Origin of the sequence: Paenibacillus caui, assembly GCF_019904135.1 — a bacterium.
GTDB lineage: Bacteria > Bacillota > Bacilli > Paenibacillales > Paenibacillaceae > Fontibacillus > Fontibacillus caui.
Window position 1 is genome coordinate 1 of the sequence record NZ_JAIOGQ010000045.1, and the last position, 23301, is coordinate 23301.

At 49.6% G+C, this 23301-nt stretch carries 22 protein-coding genes; 19 read left to right on the forward strand and 3 right to left on the reverse strand.

The window, feature by feature from the left end; genetic code table 11:
- Nucleotides 1-274: 274 nt before the first annotated feature.
- The 5 genes from K7397_RS19625 to thiI all read left to right on the forward strand — a co-directional run bounded on the left by K7397_RS19625 (nt 275) and on the right by thiI (nt 4502).
- The gene (locus K7397_RS19625; protein ID WP_223070260.1) at nt 275-502 is read left to right on the forward strand and encodes a DUF1540 domain-containing protein; all 228 of its coding nucleotides are present in this window, start codon (nt 275-277) and stop codon (nt 500-502) included.
- Between the two features lie 31 nt (nt 503-533).
- Nucleotides 534-923, forward strand: a complete 390-nt coding sequence (locus tag K7397_RS19630) for a DUF5353 domain-containing protein (protein WP_237691077.1) — start codon at nt 534-536, stop codon at nt 921-923.
- A 183-nt stretch (nt 924-1106) separates the two neighbouring features.
- The gene (locus K7397_RS19635) at nt 1107-1856 is read left to right on the forward strand and encodes a lytic transglycosylase domain-containing protein (RefSeq protein WP_223070266.1); all 750 of its coding nucleotides are present in this window, start codon (nt 1107-1109) and stop codon (nt 1854-1856) included.
- A 185-nt stretch (nt 1857-2041) separates the two neighbouring features.
- Entirely contained in the window at nt 2042-3202 is a 1161-nt protein-coding gene (locus tag K7397_RS19640) for a cysteine desulfurase family protein (protein ID WP_223070268.1), read from the forward strand.
- 4 nt (nt 3203-3206) lie between these two features.
- Nucleotides 3207-4502 (forward strand): tRNA uracil 4-sulfurtransferase ThiI, encoded by a 1296-nt coding sequence (gene thiI / locus K7397_RS19645; protein WP_223070272.1) that lies wholly within the window; start codon nt 3207-3209, stop codon nt 4500-4502.
- Nucleotides 4503-4612: 110 nt separating this feature from the next.
- Here thiI and K7397_RS19650 read toward each other — a convergent pair whose 3' ends face one another.
- Nucleotides 4613-5323, reverse strand: coding sequence for a TerC family protein (locus K7397_RS19650; protein WP_223070274.1), 711 nt, complete (start codon nt 5321-5323; stop codon nt 4613-4615).
- Nucleotides 5324-5522: 199 nt separating this feature from the next.
- On the opposite strand from K7397_RS19650, the gene K7397_RS19655 reads away from it, so the two are divergent.
- The 4 genes from K7397_RS19655 to K7397_RS19670 all read left to right on the forward strand — a co-directional run bounded on the left by K7397_RS19655 (nt 5523) and on the right by K7397_RS19670 (nt 10047).
- Nucleotides 5523-6182 carry a TerC family protein gene (locus K7397_RS19655; RefSeq protein ID WP_223070277.1) on the forward strand — a complete coding sequence of 220 codons (660 nt, stop codon included), beginning with the start codon at nt 5523-5525 and terminating at the stop codon, nt 6180-6182.
- Nucleotides 6183-6350: 168 nt separating this feature from the next.
- Entirely contained in the window at nt 6351-6845 is a 495-nt protein-coding gene (locus tag K7397_RS19660) for a hypothetical protein (RefSeq protein ID WP_223070279.1), read from the forward strand.
- 130 nt (nt 6846-6975) lie between these two features.
- Nucleotides 6976-8817, forward strand: coding sequence for a translational GTPase TypA (typA, locus tag K7397_RS19665; protein ID WP_223070281.1), 1842 nt, complete (start codon nt 6976-6978; stop codon nt 8815-8817).
- Between the two features lie 141 nt (nt 8818-8958).
- Nucleotides 8959-10047 carry an LCP family protein gene (locus tag K7397_RS19670; RefSeq protein ID WP_223070283.1) on the forward strand — a complete coding sequence of 363 codons (1089 nt, stop codon included), beginning with the start codon at nt 8959-8961 and terminating at the stop codon, nt 10045-10047.
- A 148-nt stretch (nt 10048-10195) separates the two neighbouring features.
- Here the strand turns inward: K7397_RS19670 and K7397_RS19675 are convergent, their stop codons facing one another.
- On the reverse strand, nt 10196-10867 hold the full coding sequence (locus K7397_RS19675; protein WP_237691079.1) for a YhcN/YlaJ family sporulation lipoprotein: 672 nt from the start codon (nt 10865-10867) through the stop codon (nt 10196-10198).
- 84 nt (nt 10868-10951) lie between these two features.
- Here K7397_RS19675 and K7397_RS19680 point away from each other — a divergent pair, with 84 nt between their 5' ends.
- Nucleotides 10952-12283 carry a PhoH family protein gene (locus tag K7397_RS19680; protein WP_223070285.1) on the forward strand — a complete coding sequence of 444 codons (1332 nt, stop codon included), beginning with the start codon at nt 10952-10954 and terminating at the stop codon, nt 12281-12283.
- 148 nt (nt 12284-12431) lie between these two features.
- On the forward strand, nt 12432-13727 hold the full coding sequence (locus K7397_RS19685; protein WP_223070288.1) for an extracellular solute-binding protein: 1296 nt from the start codon (nt 12432-12434) through the stop codon (nt 13725-13727).
- On the opposite strand, the gene K7397_RS19690 is transcribed toward K7397_RS19685, so the two are convergent.
- Nucleotides 13724-14803: a coiled-coil domain-containing protein gene (locus tag K7397_RS19690; RefSeq protein ID WP_223070290.1), complete on the reverse strand. Its 1080-nt coding sequence runs from the start codon at nt 14801-14803 to the stop codon at nt 13724-13726. The two genes, K7397_RS19685 and K7397_RS19690, sit on opposite strands and share 4 nt — an antisense overlap.
- A 318-nt stretch (nt 14804-15121) precedes the next feature.
- Here K7397_RS19690 and K7397_RS19695 point away from each other — a divergent pair, with 318 nt between their 5' ends.
- The 8 genes from K7397_RS19695 to K7397_RS19730 all read left to right on the forward strand — a co-directional run bounded on the left by K7397_RS19695 (nt 15122) and on the right by K7397_RS19730 (nt 23130).
- On the forward strand, nt 15122-15769 hold the full coding sequence (locus K7397_RS19695; protein WP_223070292.1) for an RsfA family transcriptional regulator: 648 nt from the start codon (nt 15122-15124) through the stop codon (nt 15767-15769).
- A 29-nt stretch (nt 15770-15798) separates the two neighbouring features.
- Nucleotides 15799-16815: a ketopantoate reductase family protein gene (locus tag K7397_RS19700; protein ID WP_237691080.1), complete on the forward strand. Its 1017-nt coding sequence runs from the start codon at nt 15799-15801 to the stop codon at nt 16813-16815.
- A gap of 19 nt (nt 16816-16834) precedes the next feature.
- Nucleotides 16835-17218: a DUF3397 domain-containing protein gene (locus K7397_RS19705; RefSeq protein WP_223070295.1), complete on the forward strand. Its 384-nt coding sequence runs from the start codon at nt 16835-16837 to the stop codon at nt 17216-17218.
- Nucleotides 17219-17414: 196 nt separating this feature from the next.
- Nucleotides 17415-19127, forward strand: coding sequence for a peptide ABC transporter substrate-binding protein (locus K7397_RS19710; RefSeq protein ID WP_223070297.1), 1713 nt, complete (start codon nt 17415-17417; stop codon nt 19125-19127).
- A gap of 176 nt (nt 19128-19303) precedes the next feature.
- The gene (locus tag K7397_RS19715; RefSeq protein WP_223070300.1) at nt 19304-20236 is read left to right on the forward strand and encodes an ABC transporter permease; all 933 of its coding nucleotides are present in this window, start codon (nt 19304-19306) and stop codon (nt 20234-20236) included.
- A 4-nt stretch (nt 20237-20240) separates the two neighbouring features.
- On the forward strand, nt 20241-21191 hold the full coding sequence (locus K7397_RS19720; RefSeq protein ID WP_223070303.1) for an ABC transporter permease: 951 nt from the start codon (nt 20241-20243) through the stop codon (nt 21189-21191).
- Nucleotides 21192-21202: 11 nt separating this feature from the next.
- Nucleotides 21203-22198 (forward strand): ABC transporter ATP-binding protein, encoded by a 996-nt coding sequence (locus tag K7397_RS19725; RefSeq protein ID WP_223070305.1) that lies wholly within the window; start codon nt 21203-21205, stop codon nt 22196-22198.
- Nucleotides 22195-23130: an ABC transporter ATP-binding protein gene (locus K7397_RS19730; RefSeq protein WP_223070307.1), complete on the forward strand. Its 936-nt coding sequence runs from the start codon at nt 22195-22197 to the stop codon at nt 23128-23130. Before K7397_RS19725 ends, K7397_RS19730 begins: the two co-directional genes overlap by 4 nt.
- The last annotated feature ends 171 nt before the right edge of the window (nt 23131-23301 follow it).

The window sequence follows — 23301 nt, forward strand, 5'->3', positions numbered from 1 at the left end:
AGCTCGAACTAAAGACGCTCTTGTGATCTGCATGCACATGAATGACGAACATCGGAAAGCCGTATGAGGGAAAACCTCACGTACGGTTTGATGAGGAGGGGCAGAACTTTCTGCCCTTTACTCTAGCGCTCCATGTTTAAGACATGGGGCTTATTGTTTTTTCCAATCATGACCCGCCGACCTTATACTTGGCAGGCTTTTTTGCTTCAAATCCCAATGTTTGTTGGTTATATGGATCCGATCTTTAGGCAATAATGATGCCGAGGTGATCAATATGCCAAATGGCGAAAAACCGATAGTAAAATGCAGCGTAGCCAACTGCCATTATTGGGGAGAGCAAAATGTCTGCAAAGCCGACCTGATTATGATTGACATTGACAAGCATGCCTCAGCCCACTATAGAGAGGAATACGCCGGGGAAGCATTCGACACCGAGCACCGGGACTACGCCGAAAATTCTGCGGCTACATGCTGTCATACATTCAAGCCGAAAGAGAAATAAACATCTGGACTTTAAGTGGAGGTGAGGCAGCATGAGCGACGAAAACAAAGAAGCACCTAAGATGGACCCCGATCATACGGGCGAGCAGGGAACGCGAATTGACTACCCGCGCAGAACTCTGTCCCGTGAAGAATACGCCACCGAGTTTGATGCGGTGAGAGATCGTAAGGTGCAGGAGAACCGCGATACAGATCGAACGAATGACGATAACACGGTCAATACCGGGCGGGTCGCTGGAATAGCTGGTATTGTGCTGGGCGTATTGGCGCTGTTCATGTGGACCATTGTTCTGGGTCCGGTCGCGGCGGTCCTTGGTTATTATGCGTACAGCCAGGATAGCAGAACTGTAGGGGCTTGGGGACTGGCTCTTGGAGTAATCGCGACTTTGAGCTACTTTGTACTGATTCCTTTTGTACGATAAATTTATCAAATGTTAACCTTTCGCCTTCCTGCCTGAAATTATTTCAGCGGGAAGGTGTTTTTTATGTCTGAAGCACTTTTTTCGACAAAAAAGCTGGTTATTGGACATTGCAGCGTGTACAATAGATATCAGCAAGATTAGGTAAAAAAATCCATTCGACATCTTTAGAACAGGAGTAACGATATGCAAATTGATCCTCGCACTGTCAAGCAGCTGTTGGAAGTTCAATTGATGAATAGCATTGATCTGCAGGGTACGGCTTTGCAAAGCACTTCATACAGCGGCGAAGCCGAGTCCGATTTTGGAGAAATGCTTCAGCAGATGTTGAACGGAGATGGGACTGCAGCCGTACCAGCATCGGCACTTTATAACCCTATCTCCGGCCAGTCCCTGAACACAGGGGATCCGCTCTGGTACCATTTTCTTTCGCAGTCGGGTGAATCCGCGGCAGGGGCTGCAGCTCTTGACTCTTCTTATCCACCTTCAGCCCGGGCTTATTCGGCCGGTCACGGGGCCGCAACCCCGTATGATGACCTGATTGCAAGCGCCAGCCAAAAATACGGTGTGCCGGAATCGCTGATTAAGGCGGTCATTGACACCGAATCCTCATTTAATCCGAATGCAGCTTCTTCTGCAGGAGCCAAAGGATTGATGCAGCTGATGGACGGTACTGCCCAAGGGCTTGGAGTCAGCGATCCTTTTGATCCGGCGCAAAATATTGACGGCGGTGTCCGGTATTTGTCCTATCAGTTGAAGCGCTATGGCGGTGAGTTGAAAATGGCGCTGGCGGCATATAACGCCGGTCCGGCTAGAGTCAACGCGCTTGGGATCAGCAATGACGCCGGGCTGATGGAGAAGCTGCATGTGCTGCCTCGCGAGACGCAAAGCTATATCGGCAAAATCGAGCGCGCAATGGCGAAATACGAAGTTTAACCAGAACCGCTTAATTTTCAAGCTAAGGCGGCATCAAGCAGCCGCCTTGTTTGGGAGCAGGGTTGTTATATGATGCAATGAAATCCCGGCTGGTCAACCAGCCGGGATCGTTTTGGTTTTTTTTGAGGTTTGTTTCAGGTATTATAGTATCTGCTACAATTAAGTCGTTTTAGGGGGCAAGTTTCGTGAAATATTTCGATCATGCTGCTTCAACCCCGCCGCATCAGGATGTTGTACAAACGATTGCAGAAGTGATGGAACGCCACTACGGGAACCCTTCTTCGCTGCACCGGGCGGGTGAAGACAGCGCAAAGCTCCTTCGGAGAGCCCGGGAAGTCTGTGCGCAAGCACTCAGCGTGCAGCCCGGGGAGATCGTATTTACATCAGGTGCGACGGAAAGCAACAATCTGGCGGTGAAAGGGGCCGCCTTCCAATATATAAAACGCGGTAAGCATATCGTGACGACCACGGTAGAGCATCCTTCGGTCTACGAAGCTTGCCGGCATCTGGAACTGCTCGGTTTTGAGGTTACGTACGTTCCGGTTCAGGCTGACGGAAGAGCTGCCGCCGATCAGGTGCTGCAGTCGGTCCGGAAGGACACGGTGCTGGTAAGCGTTATGCATGTGAACAATGAAACGGGCAGCATTCAGCCCGTGGAGGACATAGGACGCCGTTTAAAGGCGGAGCACCCGCGGGTTTTATTTCACGTAGACGGTGTGCAAGGCTTCGGCAAGGTTCCGCTTGCGCTCTCTGAAAGCGGGATCGATCTGTACAGTTTATCCGCCCACAAAATCAGAGGACCCAAAGGAACAGGGCTTCTCTATGTCCATAGCGGGGTCAAGCTGTTTCCTCAGCTGTCCGGCGGAGGGCAGGAAGGCGGAATGAGATCCGGAACCGAGAATGTTCCGTCCCTGGTCGGGATGGCCAAAGCGTTTAGACTGGCCAAGGATGCAAGCGAAGCCAATGTACGCAACTGGAGACTTCTGCAAAGCTGGATCGTGGATGAAATATCCGGTATCCCCGGGCTTGTGCTAAATTCGTCAGCCGAAGCTGCCGTTTCTGCGCCGCACATTATTCATTTTTCATATCCAGGCATGAAACCGGAAGTCTTGCTGCATTGTCTGGAGGACGAAGGTATGGCCGTATCGACTAAATCGGCTTGTTCTTCGAAAATAAGCGAACCGAGCCGGATTCTTCTCGCGATGGGAAAAGACAGGGAAACCGCGTCAAGCGGAATACGCATCAGTCTCGGAGACGAACATACGATGGACGATGCAAAGGAGCTGATTCACGCTCTGAAAGCGGCTGTACAGCGGCTGAACGGATTGAAAGGTGGAATGAAATAAAGAGATGAACAATGCTGATTTGTTAATGCTTCGTTTTGGTGAAATTACGCTGAAGGGAAAGAACCGCTCCCGGTTCGAAAAAGCGGTGCTGACGCATGTGAAGCGGCTGCTTGCTTCTTTTCCGAAAGCCAGAATTACGAAAGAGTTTGGCCGTCTTTATATTGAGCTCGGAGGAGAGCCTTATGGTCAGCTTCTCAAGCCTTTAACCCGTATCTTTGGCATTTCCTCGATCATTCCGGTCAAGGAGGTTCCCTCGGATCTGGAGATGATCCAATCTGCAGCCAGGGAATATATCGGAAGCCTGCCGCTTAAGGAGGGCACCCGCTTTAAAGTGAATGCGCGCCGGGTTTGGAAAGAATTCCCCCATTCCTCGCAGGAGCTCAATAAAGTCATCAGCGGACCTTTGCTTCAGGAATTTCCGGCTCTGAAGGTGGATTTGCACGAGCCGGAGCTTGAGATGCGTGTAGAGGTCCGTCAGACGCGTACCTTTTTGTACAGCAAAATCATTCCCGGTGCCGGCGGCTTTCCGCATGGAACGAACGGAAAAGCGCTGCTGCTTTTGTCGGGCGGCATCGACAGTCCGGTTGCGGGCTGGTCGGCACTGCGCAGGGGGCTCGAAATCGAATGCGTGCATTTTCACAGTTACCCGTTTACTAGCCGCAAAGCGGAAGAAAAAGTGATTGAACTGGCCAAAGTATTGTCCGAATATGGAGGCGCTGTGAAGCTGCATCTGGTTCCCTTTACGGAAATTCAGACGGCCTTTGCGAAAGAGGGCCAGAATAATTTAATCATTACGCTGATGCGAAGAGCCATGCTGCGGATCGCGACCAAACTTGCAGAGGCCGGCGGAGCGCTCGCACTGGTGACGGGAGAAAGTCTGGGCCAAGTAGCGAGCCAGACGTTGCCGAGCATGAATGTCATAGGACGGGCCACAGAGCTGCCTCTGCTTCGTCCGCTGGTGATGATGGACAAGGATGAAATCATTGCCCTGGCTCAAAAAATCGGCACCTACGAGCTGTCCATCCTCCCTTACGAGGACTGCTGCACTTTGTTTATCCCGAAATCGCCGACAACCAATCCGAATTTGCGGATTGTCGAGAGTATGGAGCAGCATATGGACGGGCTGGAGGAAATGATTGAACTGGCGGTCAAGAATACAGTAACGATGACGCTGACTCCCGAATCAGCGGCAAGGTTGCATGAAGAAACCGAAAGTGAATCTGGCCGTCAAAGTCTGAGCCAGAGTCTGCCCGAAAGGGAAGAATCGGAGGATGAAACAATTCCGGAAAAATGGTTTTAAAAAAAGCAGAAGCGACAGCCGAGTGGGCAGTCGCTTCTGCTTTTTGTTTAACAAGTTTGCAGGGGCCGGAGTAAAGGGTCTGAATCTGTCCTGAAGTCTGGTGCTGCGGTTTAATGTGTGGCCGGATGCGACGATTTATGCTTCTTCTCTGCCGCCTCACGGGTCCGGCGTTTCTTGATATAGCCCGCATAAAGTACGACCAGCATGACAATGACAATAAATCCGTATTTCAGCACAGGCTTGTCCTCGAAAAACGGCAGCAGCTTCGGCTCCTCGGTAATCATATGGGAGGCGGTGTAAGCCAGCACAGCCGCACCCAGATAGGCGATCCATGGAAAATGGGTAAGCAGCTTGATAAAGATTGTACTGCCCCAAACGACGATAGGAACACTGATCATCAGGCCGATCACAACGAGAACCATATGCTGGTTCGAGGCACCCGCTACGGCTATCACGTTGTCGAGCCCCATTGCCGCATCGGCAATAATAATAGTTCTAATAGCGGGCCACAAGGAATCCTTGGCCTCGATTTTATCCTCCTTGTCATCGTCCGTCAGCACCTTGTAGGCAATATAGATCAACAGAAGACCTCCGATTGCCAGCAGCCACGGGATATGAAGAAGCCAGACGACAACGAGCGTGGCCAGAATCCTCAAGAGGACGGCGCCGCCTGTTCCGTAAAGAATTGCTTTTTTCTGAACGCTCGGCGGAAGCTTTTTGGCTGCCATCCCGACTATAATCGCATTGTCGCCGGCGAGAATCAGGTCAATGAAAATGATGTTTACCAGGGTAAGAAAGAAGGTGGCGCTAAACAAATCCATGGATGTCACTTCCTAAGAAAAAATTGAGCATGCAAAAAACTAAGGGAATAACGGGCTTTCGGTTCCTGACAAAGGGTATACGTTTCGGACAAGTAAAAGGATTCATTATTTTTCCATCCTTAGCTTGCCCTATCTTTCAATCAGGAACGGGTATAGCTTGGTCATCCCAGGCATACATCTGGTAATGGGAGGAATGACCGTGGAAACGTTACTGCTACTTGTTGAAATCTTAATGATTAATCTCGTTCTCAGCGGAGACAACGCTGTAGTGATTGCCTTGGCCAGCAAAGATTTGCCGTTATCGCAGCGGAAAAAAGCGGTCTGGTGGGGGGCGCTTGGAGCCGTCGTACTGCGCTGCCTGCTCACATGGATTGCGCTCATTCTGCTGCGGATTCCCTTTATCCAGGCCTGCGGCGGCATTTTGCTGGCAGCTATTGCTTTCAAACTGCTGACCCAGCAGGAAGATGAAGCGCGTATCGAAAGCGGCGCAACCATCTGGAAATCCGTCCGTACTATTCTTGCTGCAGATTTTGTGATGAGCCTGGACAATGTGCTGGCTATTGCCGCCCTGGCCGATGGGGACGTCGCCATACTCGTGATCGGCATCGCCATCAGCATCCCGATCGTGGTGTGGGGCAGCAATCTGATTGCGGACCTGCTTCACCGCTATCCGATTCTGGTCTATGCCGGGGCGGGGATTTTGGCTTATACGGCTGGTAAAATGCTGCTGCACGACCAAAAGCTCGGAGGACTTCTCAAAACAGCCGCTCCCGTCCTGGCGGCATGGCTGCCTGCCACGCTGAGCGCAGTCATTGTTATCGTCGGCCTGCTGCGGCGAAAATATTTCAGAGGAGCCTGAAGCTCCCTGCCTCCTAAGCTCCGCGAGGGATTTACCTTGCGGGGCTATTTCGCATGCACTTGACCCGAGTAGTTTTTTGCACCGATATCATTTAAAATAAGAAAAGGGACTGTCGTAAATTGTAGGTGCTTGTCCCTCTGATGTCAATCTCGAAAGGTGCGTGATGAAATGTCCGATAACAACAAACTGACGACAGGAATATTGATCCTGGCAGCCGGGATTATTATTTTGCTGGGGAAGTGGGGAGTCTTTTCGTTTATCGGCGCGATATTCTGGCCTCTGCTCCTTCTTGTTCCGGGCATTTTGCTCCACTTGCTGTATATGGGCAGAAGGCTGCCTTCGCTTGCGCTTATTCCCGGAGGCGTGCTTGTCGTCTACGGTATTTTATTTATGATAGCGACGCTGTGGGGGTACGGAACGCTTCACTATTTGTGGCCGGGCTTTATATTCGGAATCGCTCTCGGGCTGCTTATCTATGATGCGGCGGAAACTCGTCGTTCGCCCGGTGTTTTTCCCCTTGCCCTGGTGCTGCTTGCGCTGTCCGTTATTTTATTCGGGCTTACGCTGTTTACGTTCTCCATCATTTACTTAGTCGCTTTTGTACTGATCGTGGGGGGTGTTTGGCTTATTGTTTTCCGCAGCAGAAATCGCCGGCAATGGTAATGCAAGAGGAATAACCTTGAATTTTGAAGGATATGGCGTATAATATAATAGATGTGTAGCGTCGGCCCCTTCAGTGATCCGGCGCTTCTTTTGATGAATAGAGAATATAGAAGGGATATGGAGATAAATCATGCAATCCAGAGACCACATTCGCAACATTGCGATTATTGCCCACGTTGACCACGGGAAAACAACCCTTGTCGACAAACTTTTGCAGCAGTCCGGTACTTTTCGGGAGAATGAAGCCGTTCAGGAACGCGCCATGGACTCCAATGATTTGGAGCGTGAGCGTGGTATTACGATTCTTGCCAAGAATACAGCCATCACGTACAAAGATTATTTGATTAATATTGTAGATACACCGGGACACGCCGACTTCGGCGGTGAAGTGGAACGGATTATGAAAATGGTTGACGGCGTACTGCTCGTTGTCGACGCCTATGAAGGCTGCATGCCTCAGACGAAATTCGTGCTGCGCAAAGCGCTGGAATCCAATCTGACCCCGATCGTTGTCGTGAACAAGATCGACCGTCCGGCAGCCCGCCCGGCTGAAGTGATCGATGAAGTGCTGGATCTGTTTATTGAGCTGGAAGCTAACGATGAACAGCTGGATTTCCCGGTTGTGTATGCTTCCGCGCTGAACGGCACATCAAGCCTTGATCCTGAGAAGCAGGACGACAACATGCTTGCTTTGTATGAGACCATTATCGAGAACATTCCATCCCCGACGGAGAAGGTGGACGAGCCGCTCCAATTCCTTGTTACTTTGCTGGATTATAACGAATATTTGGGACGGATCGCCATTGGCCGGGTTAACCGCGGTTTGATTCGTCAAGGACAGGCGGTAACCGTCATCCAGCACGACGGCACCAAGAAATCCGCTCGCATTGAGAAGCTGTTCGGGTTCCAGGGCCTGCGCCGTGTCGAAATTGAAGAAGCCGGCGCCGGCGATATTATCGCCATTGCCGGTATTAAAGATATCAATATCGGCGAGACGATCGCCGATCCTAACCAGCCTGAAGCGCTGCCGGTGCTCAAGATTGACGAGCCTACGCTGCAAATGACATTCCTGGTCAACAACAGTCCTTTTGCAGGCCGCGAAGGCAAATGGGTAACGTCACGCAAGCTGCGGGAGCGTCTCCTAAAGGAACTGGAGACCGATGTCAGCCTTCGCGTTGACGAAACCGACAGCCCGGACGCATTTATTGTTTCCGGTCGCGGCGAGCTTCACCTCGGGATTCTGATCGAGAATATGCGCCGTGAAGGCTATGAGCTGCAGGTATCCAAGCCGGAAGTTATCGTGAAGGAAATCGACGGCAAGAAAATGGAACCGATCGAACGCTTGCTCATCGATGTGCCGGAGGAAAGCATGGGCGCTGTTATGGAGAGCCTGGGATACCGCAAAGCCGAAATGGTGAATATGATCAACAACGGCAGCGGAAACGTACGCCTGGAATTCCTGATTCCGGCGCGCGGCCTGATCGGTTACAGCACGCATTTCCTGACACTGACCCGCGGCTACGGGGTCATGAACCATGCCTTTGACAGCTATGGCCCGCTCGTTACCGGACAGGTCGGAGGACGTCATGAAGGCGTTCTGGTCTCCAGCGAGAACGGGGTTTCCACCATGTACGGCATGCTTTCGGTTGAAGATCGCGGCATTCTGTTCGTAGAGCCGGGTACGGAAATCTATGAAGGCATGATTGTCGGCGAGCATACCCGCGACAATGACATCGTCGTCAACATTTGTAAAGAGAAGCAGCTTACCAACGTTCGTTCCGCTACGAAGGACGAAACCGTCAAAATCAAAACGCCGCGTTTGTTCTCTCTCGAGCAGGCGCTTGAATATCTGAACGATGACGAATATTGTGAAATTACGCCAAAATCGGTACGCCTGCGCAAGAAAATCTTGAACAAGAGCGAACGCGAACGGGCGGAAAAGCATCGTAAAATGGCCAATGCCAACCAGTGAGCTGCAAATCTTGCAACTTTTTGACCTATTCGAACGTTATATAAAAAGGCTGGCGGGAATCCGCCTTGAGAAAAAGTCGGACTGCTCGTGTCCGATTTTTTTCTTCCTGAACTTATTTTATGAATGAAAAGGTGTTTGAATATGAGTTCATCAGGAAATGGAAGCCTCCCTCCAAGGCAGCAGAGCCATCGTAAAGGCGGAGGCGGCAGCAGTTCAAAGGGAGCTCCCCGCAAGAACAGAAAGAAATCGAGCCCGGTCCGGACATTTTTCAAAACGCTGCTGGTATTGTTCATTGTGGCCGTAGTGCTCGCAGGATCATGGGCAAGTTATATGCTATACAAGCTGAACAATACGATTAACGAAGCAGGCACGAACAAACCGGTGGCACCGGGGCAATCGGCCAAGGTAAAGCCGATCTCGATGCTGCTTCTGGGTACGGACTACCGTCCTGAAACAGGCACGCATCTTTCGGATGTCATTATGGTCATCGCGATGAACCCGAAGACAAAGTCGGCAACTGTCGTATCGCTTCCGCGGGATACCCGTTTTTCACTTGACGGATACAAGACGAATAAAATAAACGCCTTTTATCCGAATTTTCTGGCCGCCGAGAAGAAGAGCGGCAATTCCGCTGAAGAAGAAATGAAGACGATGATGAGCAAATACTTTGATTTGTCGATCGATTACGTGACTGTGCTTAATTTCCAGGGCTTCCGGGATGTGGTGGACGCTTTGGGCGGCGTCGACGTAAATGTTGACAAGGATATGTGCTATAAGGACAATGCCGATGGTACGAACATCAAACTGACCAAGGGCGAGCAGCACTTGTCCGGCAAAGAAGCGCTGGACTTTGTCCGCTACCGCAAGTCGAACTGCAGACCGAAGACGGACCCTTCGGATGACTTTGACCGCAACCGCAGGCAGAATGAAGTGCTTCATGCGCTCATCGATCAAGCCAAATCGCTGAACGGAGTGCTGGGGGCAGGCAAAGCGATCGAATCCGTTGGCGACAATATGACGACGGATCTGGAGCAAGCTCAAATCAAGAATATGCTCAGTACCTATTGGAATATTTCCAAGGAAAACGTACGCTTCATGCCGATTACGGGAGACTGGAAGTCCCCTTATGTTTATTTGCATGACGATGAGCTGGAGCAGGCCAAGCAGGAGCTCCGGGACGAGCTTGCGGGCAAGGACGTCTCCGCGTCAAATGAGAAATCGGGCAAATAGCCTGTGCGCAGCGCATCAACCTTATAAAAAAGGGCGTCATTTCCGGGTAACCACCGGAAATGACGCCCTCTTTGCGTTTCGTCCGCTTTAGCGCGAGACTGCAGCTGCTGCCCAAAAGCGTTAAAAATCCTGCCCAAAGAGTAAGCGATCAGGGCTGAACAGGCTGCGTTCTGCCGTTTCTATTCAGATTTTGTGTCCCCTTGTTCGGAATATCGTTGCCACCAACATTATTGCCTGCCGGGTTGACTTGGTTGTCATAGCGCATTCGGGTGTCGCCGGGCACTTGGGGAACAATTCTGCCGATAAGGTCGGCGAGCTCATTCCCAAGGCCAGCGATCGGTCTTCCCTCACGGATACTGTTCCCGATTTCGGTCAGGCGGTTCGTGATATCCATGTCTGCCGTAACGATGGCGTTAGCGCCGTGAGGGTCCTTGTTCAAGGCTTCGGCTACCGAATATTTGATCGTTCCGACACGCGAGCGATCCAGTTTGCCGTCAACGTCAATACCTACAATAGCTGTTTTTCCAAGCATGACAGCACGGGCGCTTTGTACGCCTTTTACCCTCGAAGCGAGCCGTTCCAAATGATCCGTTACCGGCAGGGCTGCATCTCTGTTCAGGTTTTGATTGGGGGCTGCATTCGGGTTCATATTTCGATTGTCTGCATTCTGATTCAAGCCTTGGGCTCTTGGGGCGTTGCCGTCGTCGCGCACCTGGCCTGCCTGATTATTGGCGCATCCGGCAAGAGTCAGTGCTGCTGCAAGGATACAGAGCCAGATCCTCATGGAAATCCGTCCTTTCTCGCATTTCGTTTTTTTCATGGAATTTGCTGCTCTTATTCTGTCCGGGGGAAAAACTAAATATGTATGTATATGTAGAGGATGCAAAAACCGGAGGGGATGCAGGTGAAGAAAATATTTGTACTGGACACGAATGTGCTATTGCACGATCCCAATGCGATTTTTGCTTTTGAGGAGCATGAGGTGATTATTCCGGCAGTGGTCCTTGAAGAAATTGATTCCAAAAAGCGTAACGCCGATGAAATCGGGCGCAACGCCCGGGGCGTATCCCGATTGTTTGACGGGCTTAGGGAGCAAGGGCATCTGCATGACGGCGTAAAGCTGCACAGCGGAGGTAAGCTCAAGGTTGAGCTGAATCATCGCAGTTTTGTAAGGGTTCAGGAGATGTTTGGGGAAATCTCGAATGACAATCGGATTTTGGCTGTGGCGCTTAACTATTTACTGGAGCAAAAAGATCTCCCGGAACAAAGGCCAGTCGTACTGGTGAGCAAAGACGTGCTGGTCCGGATTAAAGCCGATGTGCTTGGCATTACGGCCCAGGATTATTTGTCCGATCGAACGGCAGGACCGGAGGAGCTTTATAGCGGATATTCGACAATGATGGTGCATCCTTCCGTCATTGATCAGTTTTATACGTACAGATATTTGGCCGTCAAGCCGCTTAATCTTTCGTACTCGCTTTATCCGCACGAATTTGTCATTCTCAAAGATGAAATGGGCAGCGGCAAATCGGCGCTGCTCAAGGTTAATGGCGATGGAACGAGACTTGAGCCGCTTTTTTTGAGCAATGACCCGGTTTGGGGAATCGCTGCAAGAAACGCCCAGCAAAGAATGGCGCTGGAACTGCTGCTGAATGACGACATTCCGCTTGTGACGATTACGGGAAAAGCGGGAACCGGCAAAACGCTGTTGGCCCTGGCCGCAGGGTTGCTCAAGGTAGAGGATGAGCACCGGTACAAGAAACTGCTTATTGCCCGTCCCGTCGTTCCTATGGGGAAAGATATCGGCTATCTTCCGGGCGAGAAGGATGAGAAGCTCAGACCCTGGATGCAGCCTATTTACGACAATCTGGAATATTTATTCGATACGAAGAAGGCCGGAGACATTGACAAAATATTGATGGGACTCGGAAGCATACAGGTCGAAGCGTTGACTTATATTCGGGGACGTTCCATCCCCGGCCAATTTATTATCGTCGATGAAGCTCAAAATTTGTCCCGTCATGAAGTAAAGACGATTGTCTCCAGGGTAGGAGAAGCAAGCAAAATTATTTTAATGGGCGACCCCGGACAAATTGACCATCCTTATCTGGATGCCTCAAGCAACGGCCTGACTTATGTGGTTGATCGTTTCAAGCAGCAGGGAATCAGCGGACAAATTACCCTTGAAAAAGGAGAACGATCCAAGCTTGCACAGGTTGCAGCCGATCTCCTGTAAAACCTTTCCTGCCTAAATGGTTCAAATTTCCTAGACATTTAAGCTTCACGGAGCATGAATTTCCGGCAAATCGGGACAAGTCGACATTGAATTTGCTACAATACAAATAAATGCCGATCCGGAAAGATCATGAGAGGAAGAACAGGGTGTGAAGCGAAAAAACCATGGGGTGCTTTTTGCCATTCTGCTGCTCGGCTTAATCAGCTTATCGCCAGGAGACAACCGGAATCTTCTTCAAAGCAGCGATACCGGCTATTCCGAGAGTTTGCCGTTTGCCTACCGTCCGGTAGAGAAGGATCCCGGGCATATTAAGGTAGCCGTTCAAATGGAGCCTGACGAGTTCAGGCTGCTTCAGGAGCAAAACGAGCTTTTTATTAAATCGCATCATGTGACCATTGATCTTGTAAATGAATACGGCCGGGACGCTCATGCTGTATTCGGCCATGAACTGGCTCTGCATGAAGCCCCGGACGTTATGCTGCTGGATAATGCCTGGGTGCGGGAGTTTGCGGTCAAAGGTTATCTGTTGCCTGCGGACAGTTATTTCTCGGGAGCCGCGGCAGGCAATTCGTTAAGCGCCCTTCAGACCTACAGCGAATGGAACGGGTATGTATGGGCCGTGCCCAAAGACGTCGATCCTTACGTACTGATCTATAATCCCGAGCGGCTGTCGGCCCTTGGATATGAAGGAATGCCTGCAACGCTGGAGGACTGGAGCCGTCTGGCGAAGGCTGCGGGTCAAAGCCAGGCAAACCAAAGCCAGGCAAACCGGCCCGGTTATTTTATCGCTTTTGATTTTTCGGATCCCTATTCCTTTCTTTCCCTGATTCGCCGGATGGGAGGGAACGGGAGCAAGGAAGAAACGGCCGGCTATGCTTTGACCGACGGGGAGAAAGGAGCTCTGCTTCTATTGGAGAATATCCGGGCGAGCTTGTACGATGCTTCCTCTGGAGGCAAACAGGAAACGGTTTGGTCCATGCTGGGTAGCGGCGAAGCGGTTATGGCGGTGGCCCGCTACTCGGAGTTCAGAGCCAATCCCGATCCGAAGCTGCGCATCGAAATGCCTTCCAATCTTCCCTCTGCACAGCATATGGCGGGAGCTGGCCGGAGCTTTGCTGTGTTTTCGGGTACCGGAGACCCCGATACGGCCAATGAATGGATTGCGGCGATGACGGAATCCGCTCAGCAGAAAAGCTGGTACGAGGCGACGGGGAAGCTGCCGGCCTTCAAGCCTTTGTACAAGGCTTCATCAAGTGCCGAAATTGCCGGGTGGCTGCCTGAGAACAGTGATAAAGGGCTGCTCTGGAATATGCCTCTAAGCGAAAATTCAGCATCATTTCTGAAATTATTGTCCGGCCTTGCCGCCTCGTTTCTGCGTGGGGAAATGCCGAGGGAAGCATTTATGCTTAAATATTCAGCCGAAATGAAACAAGCTCGCCCTTAAAGGGCGAGCTTTAATTTTACGATCATCTTTCCTTCGCCAAGCGTGACGGAGGTTGCCCGGATTAAAGGCATAATCTGCTGCGGATAAAAACCGAGATCAAATTCATCCTCAAGGTCGCGGGCGGTCGTATCCGGAAGCGTCAACCCGTTGAATAAAAGCCAGTCGACATGAAAAACAATGACGTTCTCCGGGGTATCGCTGATCGTATAATGCCCTTCGAGCTGAAGCGAAAGCTGGCCGTCTTTGCCTTCTGCGATTATTTTGTCTTGTTTAAATCCAAAGGAAAAATTACCAAATATGGAATCCTTGGATCTAAGAAACCGGTTTAGATCGTCCTCATCAATGGTCAGCGTATAACTCAGACCGTTTGATACAAGGCTCCCCGAATTGTCCTCAAGGAAGTCGGGAAAATCCCTCATCGCGGAATCCAGCGCTTTAAAATATCTCCGAACTTCATACAAGCCGATATTGTTCCAATATTCGCCGAGCTCCCGAATCATTTTTTCAAGGAGCTCGGGGTTGCTGCTGCCCTTAATCGAGGCGTCTACGCTTTCTTGCAGGGCCAGCACTCGCGATCGCTGGTGCAGCAGATCGGCTTTCAGTTTATCAAGGTCATCGGCCATTTGCTCAAGCTTCTGTTTGTCTTTCTTAAGGCTTGCATATTCATTTTTATAAGTATTAAGGATTTCCTGATCCCGGTCGAAAATGATGCCGATATAATCGGCAATTGTCAAAAAATCGCGAAAGTTATTCGCAGAGAACAGCGCGCCAATCAGATCTTCCTGCTCGCCCATATAATACGCCCTTATCCGTTCTCCGGCGCGATCACGGCTTGTGCCGATGGCTTGTTCCTTAATTTTGATTTGGTCGGAGCTTTCCTGAATCGACTGCTCAATTTCGTGCTGGCTCTGCTCGATATTTCCGATAGCGCGATCGATTTCTACAATGGATAAACTTTTTTCTAATATTTGCTGAGTTTCATCCGGGGTTCTATCGGCAAGCAGAGAGCCCGGGCTTAATGCGGAGGCGGCAAAAAGAGCTGCCGTAAGACAGAGCTTCATCATCCGGCTTGACATACACACCCCTCCTTTTATGTAAAAGTGAAAGATACATATAACTATATGATAACTTGCTGGAAAAAAACACAGGAAGCCATAACTTGTCCTGACCCGGGTAAAACTTGACCGGATTTACGCGCGGGAAGCGGTTGTTCTGTTCATGGCAGGTATGACAGCGCGATATTTTGGAAATACAAGTAGCAAATAGATTCTATGAACTTTATGAGAGGCATAGAAATGTAAAAAGCAGCTTTTTACCCATTAAACAGCTGGAGAAATAACCCGGTTGTTATAAAAAAAGATTATTTAGGATGTCGTTAGGAGGGTTTATATCGCATGACAGCAGTTAGACAGGACGCTTGGAGCGCAGAGGATGACTTGATTCTTGCCGAAGTCACATTGCGCCATATTCGTGAGGGCAGCACTCAGCTGACAGCGTTTGAAGAAGTAGGAGAGCGGATTGGCCGAACAGCGGCGGCTTGCGGATTCAGATGGAACAGCTGTGTACGCAAAAGATACGAATCGGCCATTCAGGTAGCGAAAGCGCAGCGGCAAAAACGCAATTATTTGAAGAAACAGCCAACCCCAAGCAACGTGGCGATTGCCGGGCTTGCTTCACCGGATTTGGAAGAAGGTTTGTACAAAAGCGAGAGCATTACGGAAGAGAGCATCTCGATTGAAGCCGTTATCCGTTTCCTGAAAAGCTGGAAGAACTCTTTGCAGGATAACAGCCGGCAGCGGAAGAGCCTTGAGAAGCAGCTCCAGGAAAAGGATCAGGAGATAGCGCTTCTGAAAGAGGAGAATGATCGTCTATCGCATCAGGTTAACGAAGTCCAGACCGACTACAGGGTTGTGAACGATGACTACAAGGCTTTGATCCAAATTATGGACCGGGCCCGAAGACTTGCTTTTCTGAGTGAAGAAGAGGAAGAAAAGTCCAAATTTAAAATGGATGCAAACGGAAATCTGGAGAGAATAGAGTAGCGCAGGACACAAAAGAGGAGCCGCCAGCAATGGCGGCTCTTTTGGTTTTGTACAAACTTTGGTATAAAGAAATCAGCGTGAAGCAAAAAGGGGAAATGAACATGAGATTGGAAATTGTAGGAGCAGGCGCTTTAGGATTGCTTCTATCAGGGGGGCTGGCCTCGGCCGGGCATGACGTTCGGATCTGGACCCGAACAGCGGAGCAGGCGGACCTGATAAACACGCAAGGCATAGAGACCCAAAGGGAAGGAAAGCAGCCTGAGACGGTTCTGGCGGGAATTGAGGCTGTTTCCTGGGAAGCTGAGCATATCCGGAAGGCCCGGGAGGGGCATTCTGCCGACTGGATTCTGCTGACCGTGAAGCAGCGGCATATTGCAGGGGGTCTGCTGGATGCGCTGCCTCTTTTGCAAGGGGAGAAGACGGGGATTGTCTGCTTTCAGAACGGAATGGGTCATTTTGACCTGCTGAAGTGCAGGTTGAAGGAAGACTCCCTGTATGCGGCATTAACTACGGAAGGAGCGAGGCAATACGACAAGCGGAGCGTAATTCGCTCGGAACCCGGAGAAACCCGTCTGGGTCCGGTTTTTACCGGCGATTCAGTTGAGCTTGAAAAATTGGCTGGGAAGCTGCAAGAGGCAGGATTTCGAGCCTCTGTGTCGAACCATATCGATAGAGAAATACACCGGAAACTCATGATCAACGCCGCCATTAATCCTTTGACCGCTCTTTGGCGCATACCGAACGGGGAACTGCTCGCCAGTCCGCATAGAAGAAGCATGCTGGATATGCTGATCGCTGAGGGACTTGCCGTTTATGATGCCTGCGGCATTCCCTACGATACCGATCTGGCGGAGCAAATTGCCGGCGTTTGCCGGACTACTTCGGGTAATATCTCCTCCATGCTGGCGGATGTCCTGCGGGGCGAGCCCACGGAGGTAGACTATATCAATGGATATCTTGCAGCTATGGCCCGAAAATCAAAAGTGGCTGCACCTGCACATGAAATGGTTTGGAAGCTGCTAAAAGGTATAAATGAATCCGGCTGACCCTACAGGAGGTGGAACTATGGGGTTTCTGATCGAACCCGTAATCGCATTAAGCGTTCTTCCGATCGTTCCTTTTATACTTGTATTCTTTATTTACAACTTCCTTAAGCGGGATAAGAAGAAGTCCTTGCTGCTTGCCATGGATGTCGCGACTTTGTTCCTGATCCTCGCTGTCTCCGGCTTGTTCAATCAGATCTTCGATACCGGGTTCGGCTTTTATCTGATTTTGCTGTTTATGCTGATATGCGGCGGACTGATCGGAGGCGCCCAGAACCGCCTCAAAGGCGGCGTGGACGTGAGGAGGCTGGTAAGGGCCGTGTGGAGACTCTCTTTTATACTTACGGGCTTCGCTTATATCCTTTTCTTTCTAATCGGACTACTTCCTTACATATGGGCAATATAAAAAGAGAGGAAAATTGCGGAAATTTAACTAACATGATAAGTTAGATGTTCAGGGAGAATAGAGAAATAAAGCGATTTCATGTCAACTTTCCTATGACACTCCCGCGTTTTTTGCAAATTTATCATAGATTTTTTTGACCGTCGGTTGTATAATCTGAAAACATAAACCACATTATTTTTGTAGGGGGAAAAGGTTAATGAAGAAGCAAAGATGGCTTGTCCTTTTGACGCTTGTTCTTGCTGTGGGCATGGTATTATCCGCATGCGGATCAAGCAATAACAGCGGCAATAAGGGCGCTAGCAGCAGCACCGATACCAGCAGCAGTCCTAGCAGCAGTGATGCTGGTGGCGAGAAGCTCGCTGCTGATCAAACGCTCCGTATCAACTTTGCTGCGGATGTACCAACGTTTGATCCGGCACAAGCGCAAGACAATCAGGCTCACACAGCATTAAACCTGACGTATGAAGGTCTGGTTCGCGTTGATGCCAGCAATAAAGAAGTTCCTGGTGTAGCTGAATCATGGGAGCCTTCAGCAGACGGCAAAACTTATACATTCCATCTCCGTAAAGACGCTAAATGGAGCAATGGCGATCCGGTAACTGCGCATGATTTCGTATACGCTTGGCAGCGCGTGCTTGATCCTGCAACCGATCCTGCTCCTGCATATTCTTATCAGTTGTACTACCTCGAAAATGCGGAAGCCTACAATAAAAAGAAAATCACCGATTTCTCCAAGGTTGGCGTAAAAGCAGTCGACGAATATACACTTGAAGTAAAACTGACGAACCCAACGCCTTATTTCGTGAACCTGACTTCATTCTATACCTACTTCCCGGTTCATAAATCCGTTAAGGACAATCCAAAGTGGGCGACAGATCCAAGCACGATGATCACTAACGGACCTTTCACACTGAAGAGTCTGGTTACCGGACAATCTATGGAATTCGACAAGAACCCTAATTATTGGGATAACGCAGATATTAAGCTGAACAAAATTAAAGCTACGGTTGTAAACAGTTCCGCAACGGAAGTGCTGAGTTACCAAAACGGCGAGCTAGAACGTGCCGGGAAGCCAAATGGGGATATTCCTGCCGATCAGCTTCCGATTTTGAAAGATCAATATAAAGATGAATTCAAACTTGATCCAGTTGCAAATATTTATTATTACGAATTTAATATGAAAGCAAAGCCATTTGACAATGCGAAAATCCGTAAAGCGTTCAGCATGGCGATCAGCCGCGATGACATTGTCAATAAAGTTACGATGGGTGGTGAAGCCCCTGCTTTCGGCTTCATTCCGCCGGGCATCAAAGGCGCCGAGTCCAACTACCGAGATGAGTATAAAGATGATTTCTTTACAGAAGATGTGGAACAAGCGAAACAACTTCTTCAGGAAGGCATGCAAGAAGCGGGATATACTACGCTTCCTCCGATTACGCTGATCTACAACACCAATGACAATCACAAGAAGATTGCTTTGGCCATTGTCGATATGTGGAAAAAGAACCTGGGCGTTGACGTAACGATTCAAAACCAGGAATGGGGCGTATTTATCAAGAATCGTCAAAACGGCGACTATCAAGTGGCACGCGCAGGATGGGTTCCAGACTACAACGATCCGATGACGTTTATCGACATGTGGACGAAGAACAGCGGCAACAACGACATTAAGCTGGATAATCCGGAATATGATAAGCTGGTCGCTGACGCTTACACGAACAGCGACAGCAAGGCTCGTATGGAAGCTTTCTATAAAGCCGAAAAGATACTGATTCAGGATGAAGCGGGCGTTATGCCGATTTACTACTATACTCAAGCTTCGCTTACCAAAGATTATCTTAAAGGTGTAACGATTGATTACAGTGGTGCTGTTGACTACTCCAGAGCATACTTGACGGAGCATAAGTAATAAGTAGATCGTTATCTTCTCATAAGAACAAGGCTTTAACTGTATAGCCTATGGGATATATGTGTGGTTATCCACATATATCCCGTTTTTTTATGTATTCCCATTGGACTTACTTGTCAAAGTTAGGTAAACTTTTTTTGCTGTTAAAATTCGACATAGGAGGTGCTTTAGCGGGCATGGTTCGTTATATTCTCAATAAACTGTTCTACATGCTGGTATCGCTGTTCATTTTGATCTCAGCGACCTTTTTCCTGATGAAGGCCATACCGGGTGACCCGTTTCAGTCGGAGAAAAAGGTTCTTCCCGAGATTAGGGCGCGCTTGGATGAACAATATGGATTTAATAAACCTCTGTATGAGCAGTATTTAAAATATTTAGGTAATGTCATTCATGGAGATTTGGGGATTTCAATGAAGCATTTGAATCAGGAAGTTAGCGACTTGATTCTGAAAACCTTCTCCGCTTCGCTCAGATTGGGGATTGTCGCCATTATCGTGTCGATAATCGTCGGCGTTCTGCTCGGTATGCTGGCTGCTCTCTATCATCGCAAGCTGATTGACAACATTGCCATGGTTCTTGCCGTGCTTGGAATTGCCGTACCAAGCTTCGTGTTGGCGGCACTGCTGCAATATTTCTTTGCATTTAAGTTTCATATGTTCCGGGTTGTGGGCTTTGAGAATCCGATGGACTATGTGTTGCCTGTTGCTGCGCTGTCGGCACAGCCTATAGCGTTTATCGCCCGTTTGACCCGTTCGAGCATGCTTGAAGTACTGCATGCGGATTATATCAAAACGGCAAAAGCCAAGGGCCTGAATTGGGTCACGATTATGTTCCGTCACGTAGTGCGCAACGGAATTATGCCTGTCATTACTTATATGGGGCCTATGACTGCCAATATCGTTACCGGTTCGGTTGTCATTGAACAGGTGTTTGGCATAGGAGGAATCGGCAAGCAATTTGTCGAATCTATAACGAACCGCGACTATACATTGATTATGGGAATTACTATCTTTTATGGTGTTCTGTTGATGCTGGCCCGGTTTATTACAGATTTATTGTATGTGATCGTAGATCCGCGTGTGAAATTAAGTTCAAGGAAGGAGGGCTAGCCAAATGTCTTTGGAATCTAGTGCAGCCGCTAAACAGACAGCGACATTAACCCCTGAAGATTTCAGTAAGATCAGTCCGGCTGACAAAAATTCGGAAGTCATTCATCGCGAGAGCATTTCAGCCTGGAAAGACGCCTGGCAAAGGCTTTTGCAGAACAAGGTAGCTATGGGGGCCTTGGTTTTGCTCCTTCTGATTGTTCTTGCCGCCATTATAGGGCCAAGGATTTCTAAGTATAGTTATGATACAAACGATCTGCTGGCTACGAATCAAAAGCCCTCGGCTGAGCACTGGTTCGGAACAGATGACCTTGGACGCGATATGTTTGTCCGCACCTGGATGGGCGCACGCATTTCGCTTATTGTCGGTCTTTCCGCTGCCTTGATCGATTTGCTCATCGGGGTCATCTACGGCGGAATTATGGGATACTTCGGTGGTCGTGTTGATGAAATCATGAATAAATTCTCTGAAATTTTGTATGCAATACCTTATTTGCTCGTTACGATCCTGCTGCTTGTCGTCTTTGAGCCTGGTCTCGGTACGATTATACTCGCCTTAACCATAACGGGCTGGATTAACATGTCCTGGATTGTGCGCGGCGAAATTATGCAGCTTAAGAACCGGGAGTACGTGCTGGCATCCCGCTCTCTGGGTGCAGGCTCAGGACGTCTTTTGTTCCGTCACCTGCTGCCGAACGCGATGGGACCGATTATCGTTACTTTGACCTTGTCCGTACCTAACGCAATTTTCTCTGAAGCCTTCCTAAGCTTCCTTGGCCTTGGTGTACAAGCTCCGGTCGCATCCCTCGGTTCAATGGTTAACGACGCCTTGACCGGCTGGATGTATTATCCTTGGCGCATGCTGTTCCCGGCCATTCTGATCAGTGTAACGATGCTTGCTTTTAACATTTTTGGCGACGGTCTGCGCGACGCGCTTGATCCTAAATTGAAAAAATAGGGGGTGAAATCATGGAACCAATTTTGCAGGTTAAAGATTTGCATGTTTCCTTCAAAGTCAGAGGCGGAGAAGTGAAAGCCGTCCGCGGCGTAAATTTTGAAGTAGGCAAAGGCGAAACTATTGCGATTGTAGGTGAATCGGGCAGCGGCAAGAGTGTAACCGCGCAATCCATTATGCGCCTGATCCCTTCACCTCCTTCATTGGTGAAAAGCGGCGAAATTATTTTTCAGGGCGAGAATCTGCTGCAGAAAAGCAACAAACAGATGGAAGCCATTCGCGGGAAAGACATCGGTATGATTTTCCAGGATCCAATGACTTCACTCAATCCCACAATCAAGGTGGGACACCAGATTACAGAAGGTTTGATCAAACATCAGAGTCTTTCACGACAAGAAGCGAAAAAAAGAGCGATTGAAATGCTTAAAATGGTCGGCATTAAAAATGCCGAAGCACGTTTTAATCAATATCCGCATGAATTCTCCGGCGGGATGCGTCAACGGGTTATGATTGCAATCGCATTGGCCTGCCGGCCTTCTCTTCTGATTGCAGACGAACCTACGACCGCGCTCGACGTTACCATACAAGCCCAAATTCTGGATGTCATGAAGGACATGCAGCAAAAGCTGGGCACATCCATTATTTTGATTACGCACGATCTTGGCGTTGTTGCCGGTATGTGTGATCGCGTCATTGTCATGTATGCCGGTGAAGTGGTGGAAACGGGGACGAAATGGGAGATTTTCAAAAATCCAAGTCATCCGTATACGCAAGGCTTGCTCCGCTCTTTGCCGAGAATTGACCAGAGTAAGGACGAGCCGCTGATTCCGATTAACGGCACGCCGCCGGATCTGATCAAGCCGCCTGTTGGATGTCCGTTCGCGGCACGCTGCGAACACGCCATGAAGGTTTGCGAACGGATTGATCCGGATCCGACCGTGTTCAGTGATACCCATATGGCCCGCTGCTGGCTGCATCATCCGATGGCACAGGAGGTAAAATCGTCATGAGTCAACCCTTAATTGAAGTAGAAGGTTTAAAGAAATATTTTAATGTCGGAAAAGGCAAAGTGCTGAAGGCAGTCAACGATATCAACTTCTCCATCCAAAAAGGGGAGACGCTCGGTCTGGTCGGTGAGTCCGGCTGCGGTAAATCAACAGCGGGGCGTACGATCCTCAGATTGTATGAACCAACAGCGGGAAGTGTCCGTTTCGAAGGAACGGATATTTACAAGCTGTCGCCTCGGAAGATGAAGGCTATGCGCCGGGATATGCAGATGATTTTTCAGGATCCTTATGCTTCTCTGAACCCCCGTTTCACGGTTACCGATATTATCGGCGAAGCGCTCGATATTCACGGTCTCGCAGGAAGCCGCAACGAACGAAAGAAACGTGTCGAAGAACTGCTTGACATGGTGGGTCTTAATCCGGATCACGCATCCCGTTATCCGCACGAATTTTCTGGCGGTCAACGCCAGCGGATCGGCATTGCCCGCGCGCTCGCGGTAAATCCGAAATTTATTATTTGTGACGAACCGATCTCCGCGCTCGACGTATCCATTCAGGCGCAGGTTGTCAATTTGCTGACCGAGCTGCAGAAGAAGCTTGGACTGACTTATTTGTTTGTAGCTCATGATTTGTCCATGGTCAAACATATCAGCGACCGTGTTGCGGTGATGTATCTGGGCAGAATGGTAGAGCTTGCGCCAAGTGAGGAGTTGTATTCCAACCCGCAGCATCCTTACACGAAAACGCTGCTTTCCGCCATTCCGGTTCCGGATCCGGAAGTGGAGGCGAACAAGAAACGGATTCTCCTTCAGGACGATTCTTCCGGTCCGATCCAGTCTAAAGGCGCCGCTTCTTCGGGCAGTTTGTTCGATTTGGACAATTCCGAACTGGTTGAAGTTTCGAAAGGCCATTGGGTGGCCATGCCTAGCAAGTAACGCGAATAAACCCGCAGGTGGAGTGCCTGCGGGTTTATTTCTTAGTACGCCCAGCATGGGCGTCATCTACACGGTGAAAGTCCGGAATGGGGGCTGGCGAGCGCCTACCATTAGCCAAGGGTAAGGGTGTCCCATCGTGAGGTGGAATCTGAAGGAAGCCGGAGGCAAAAG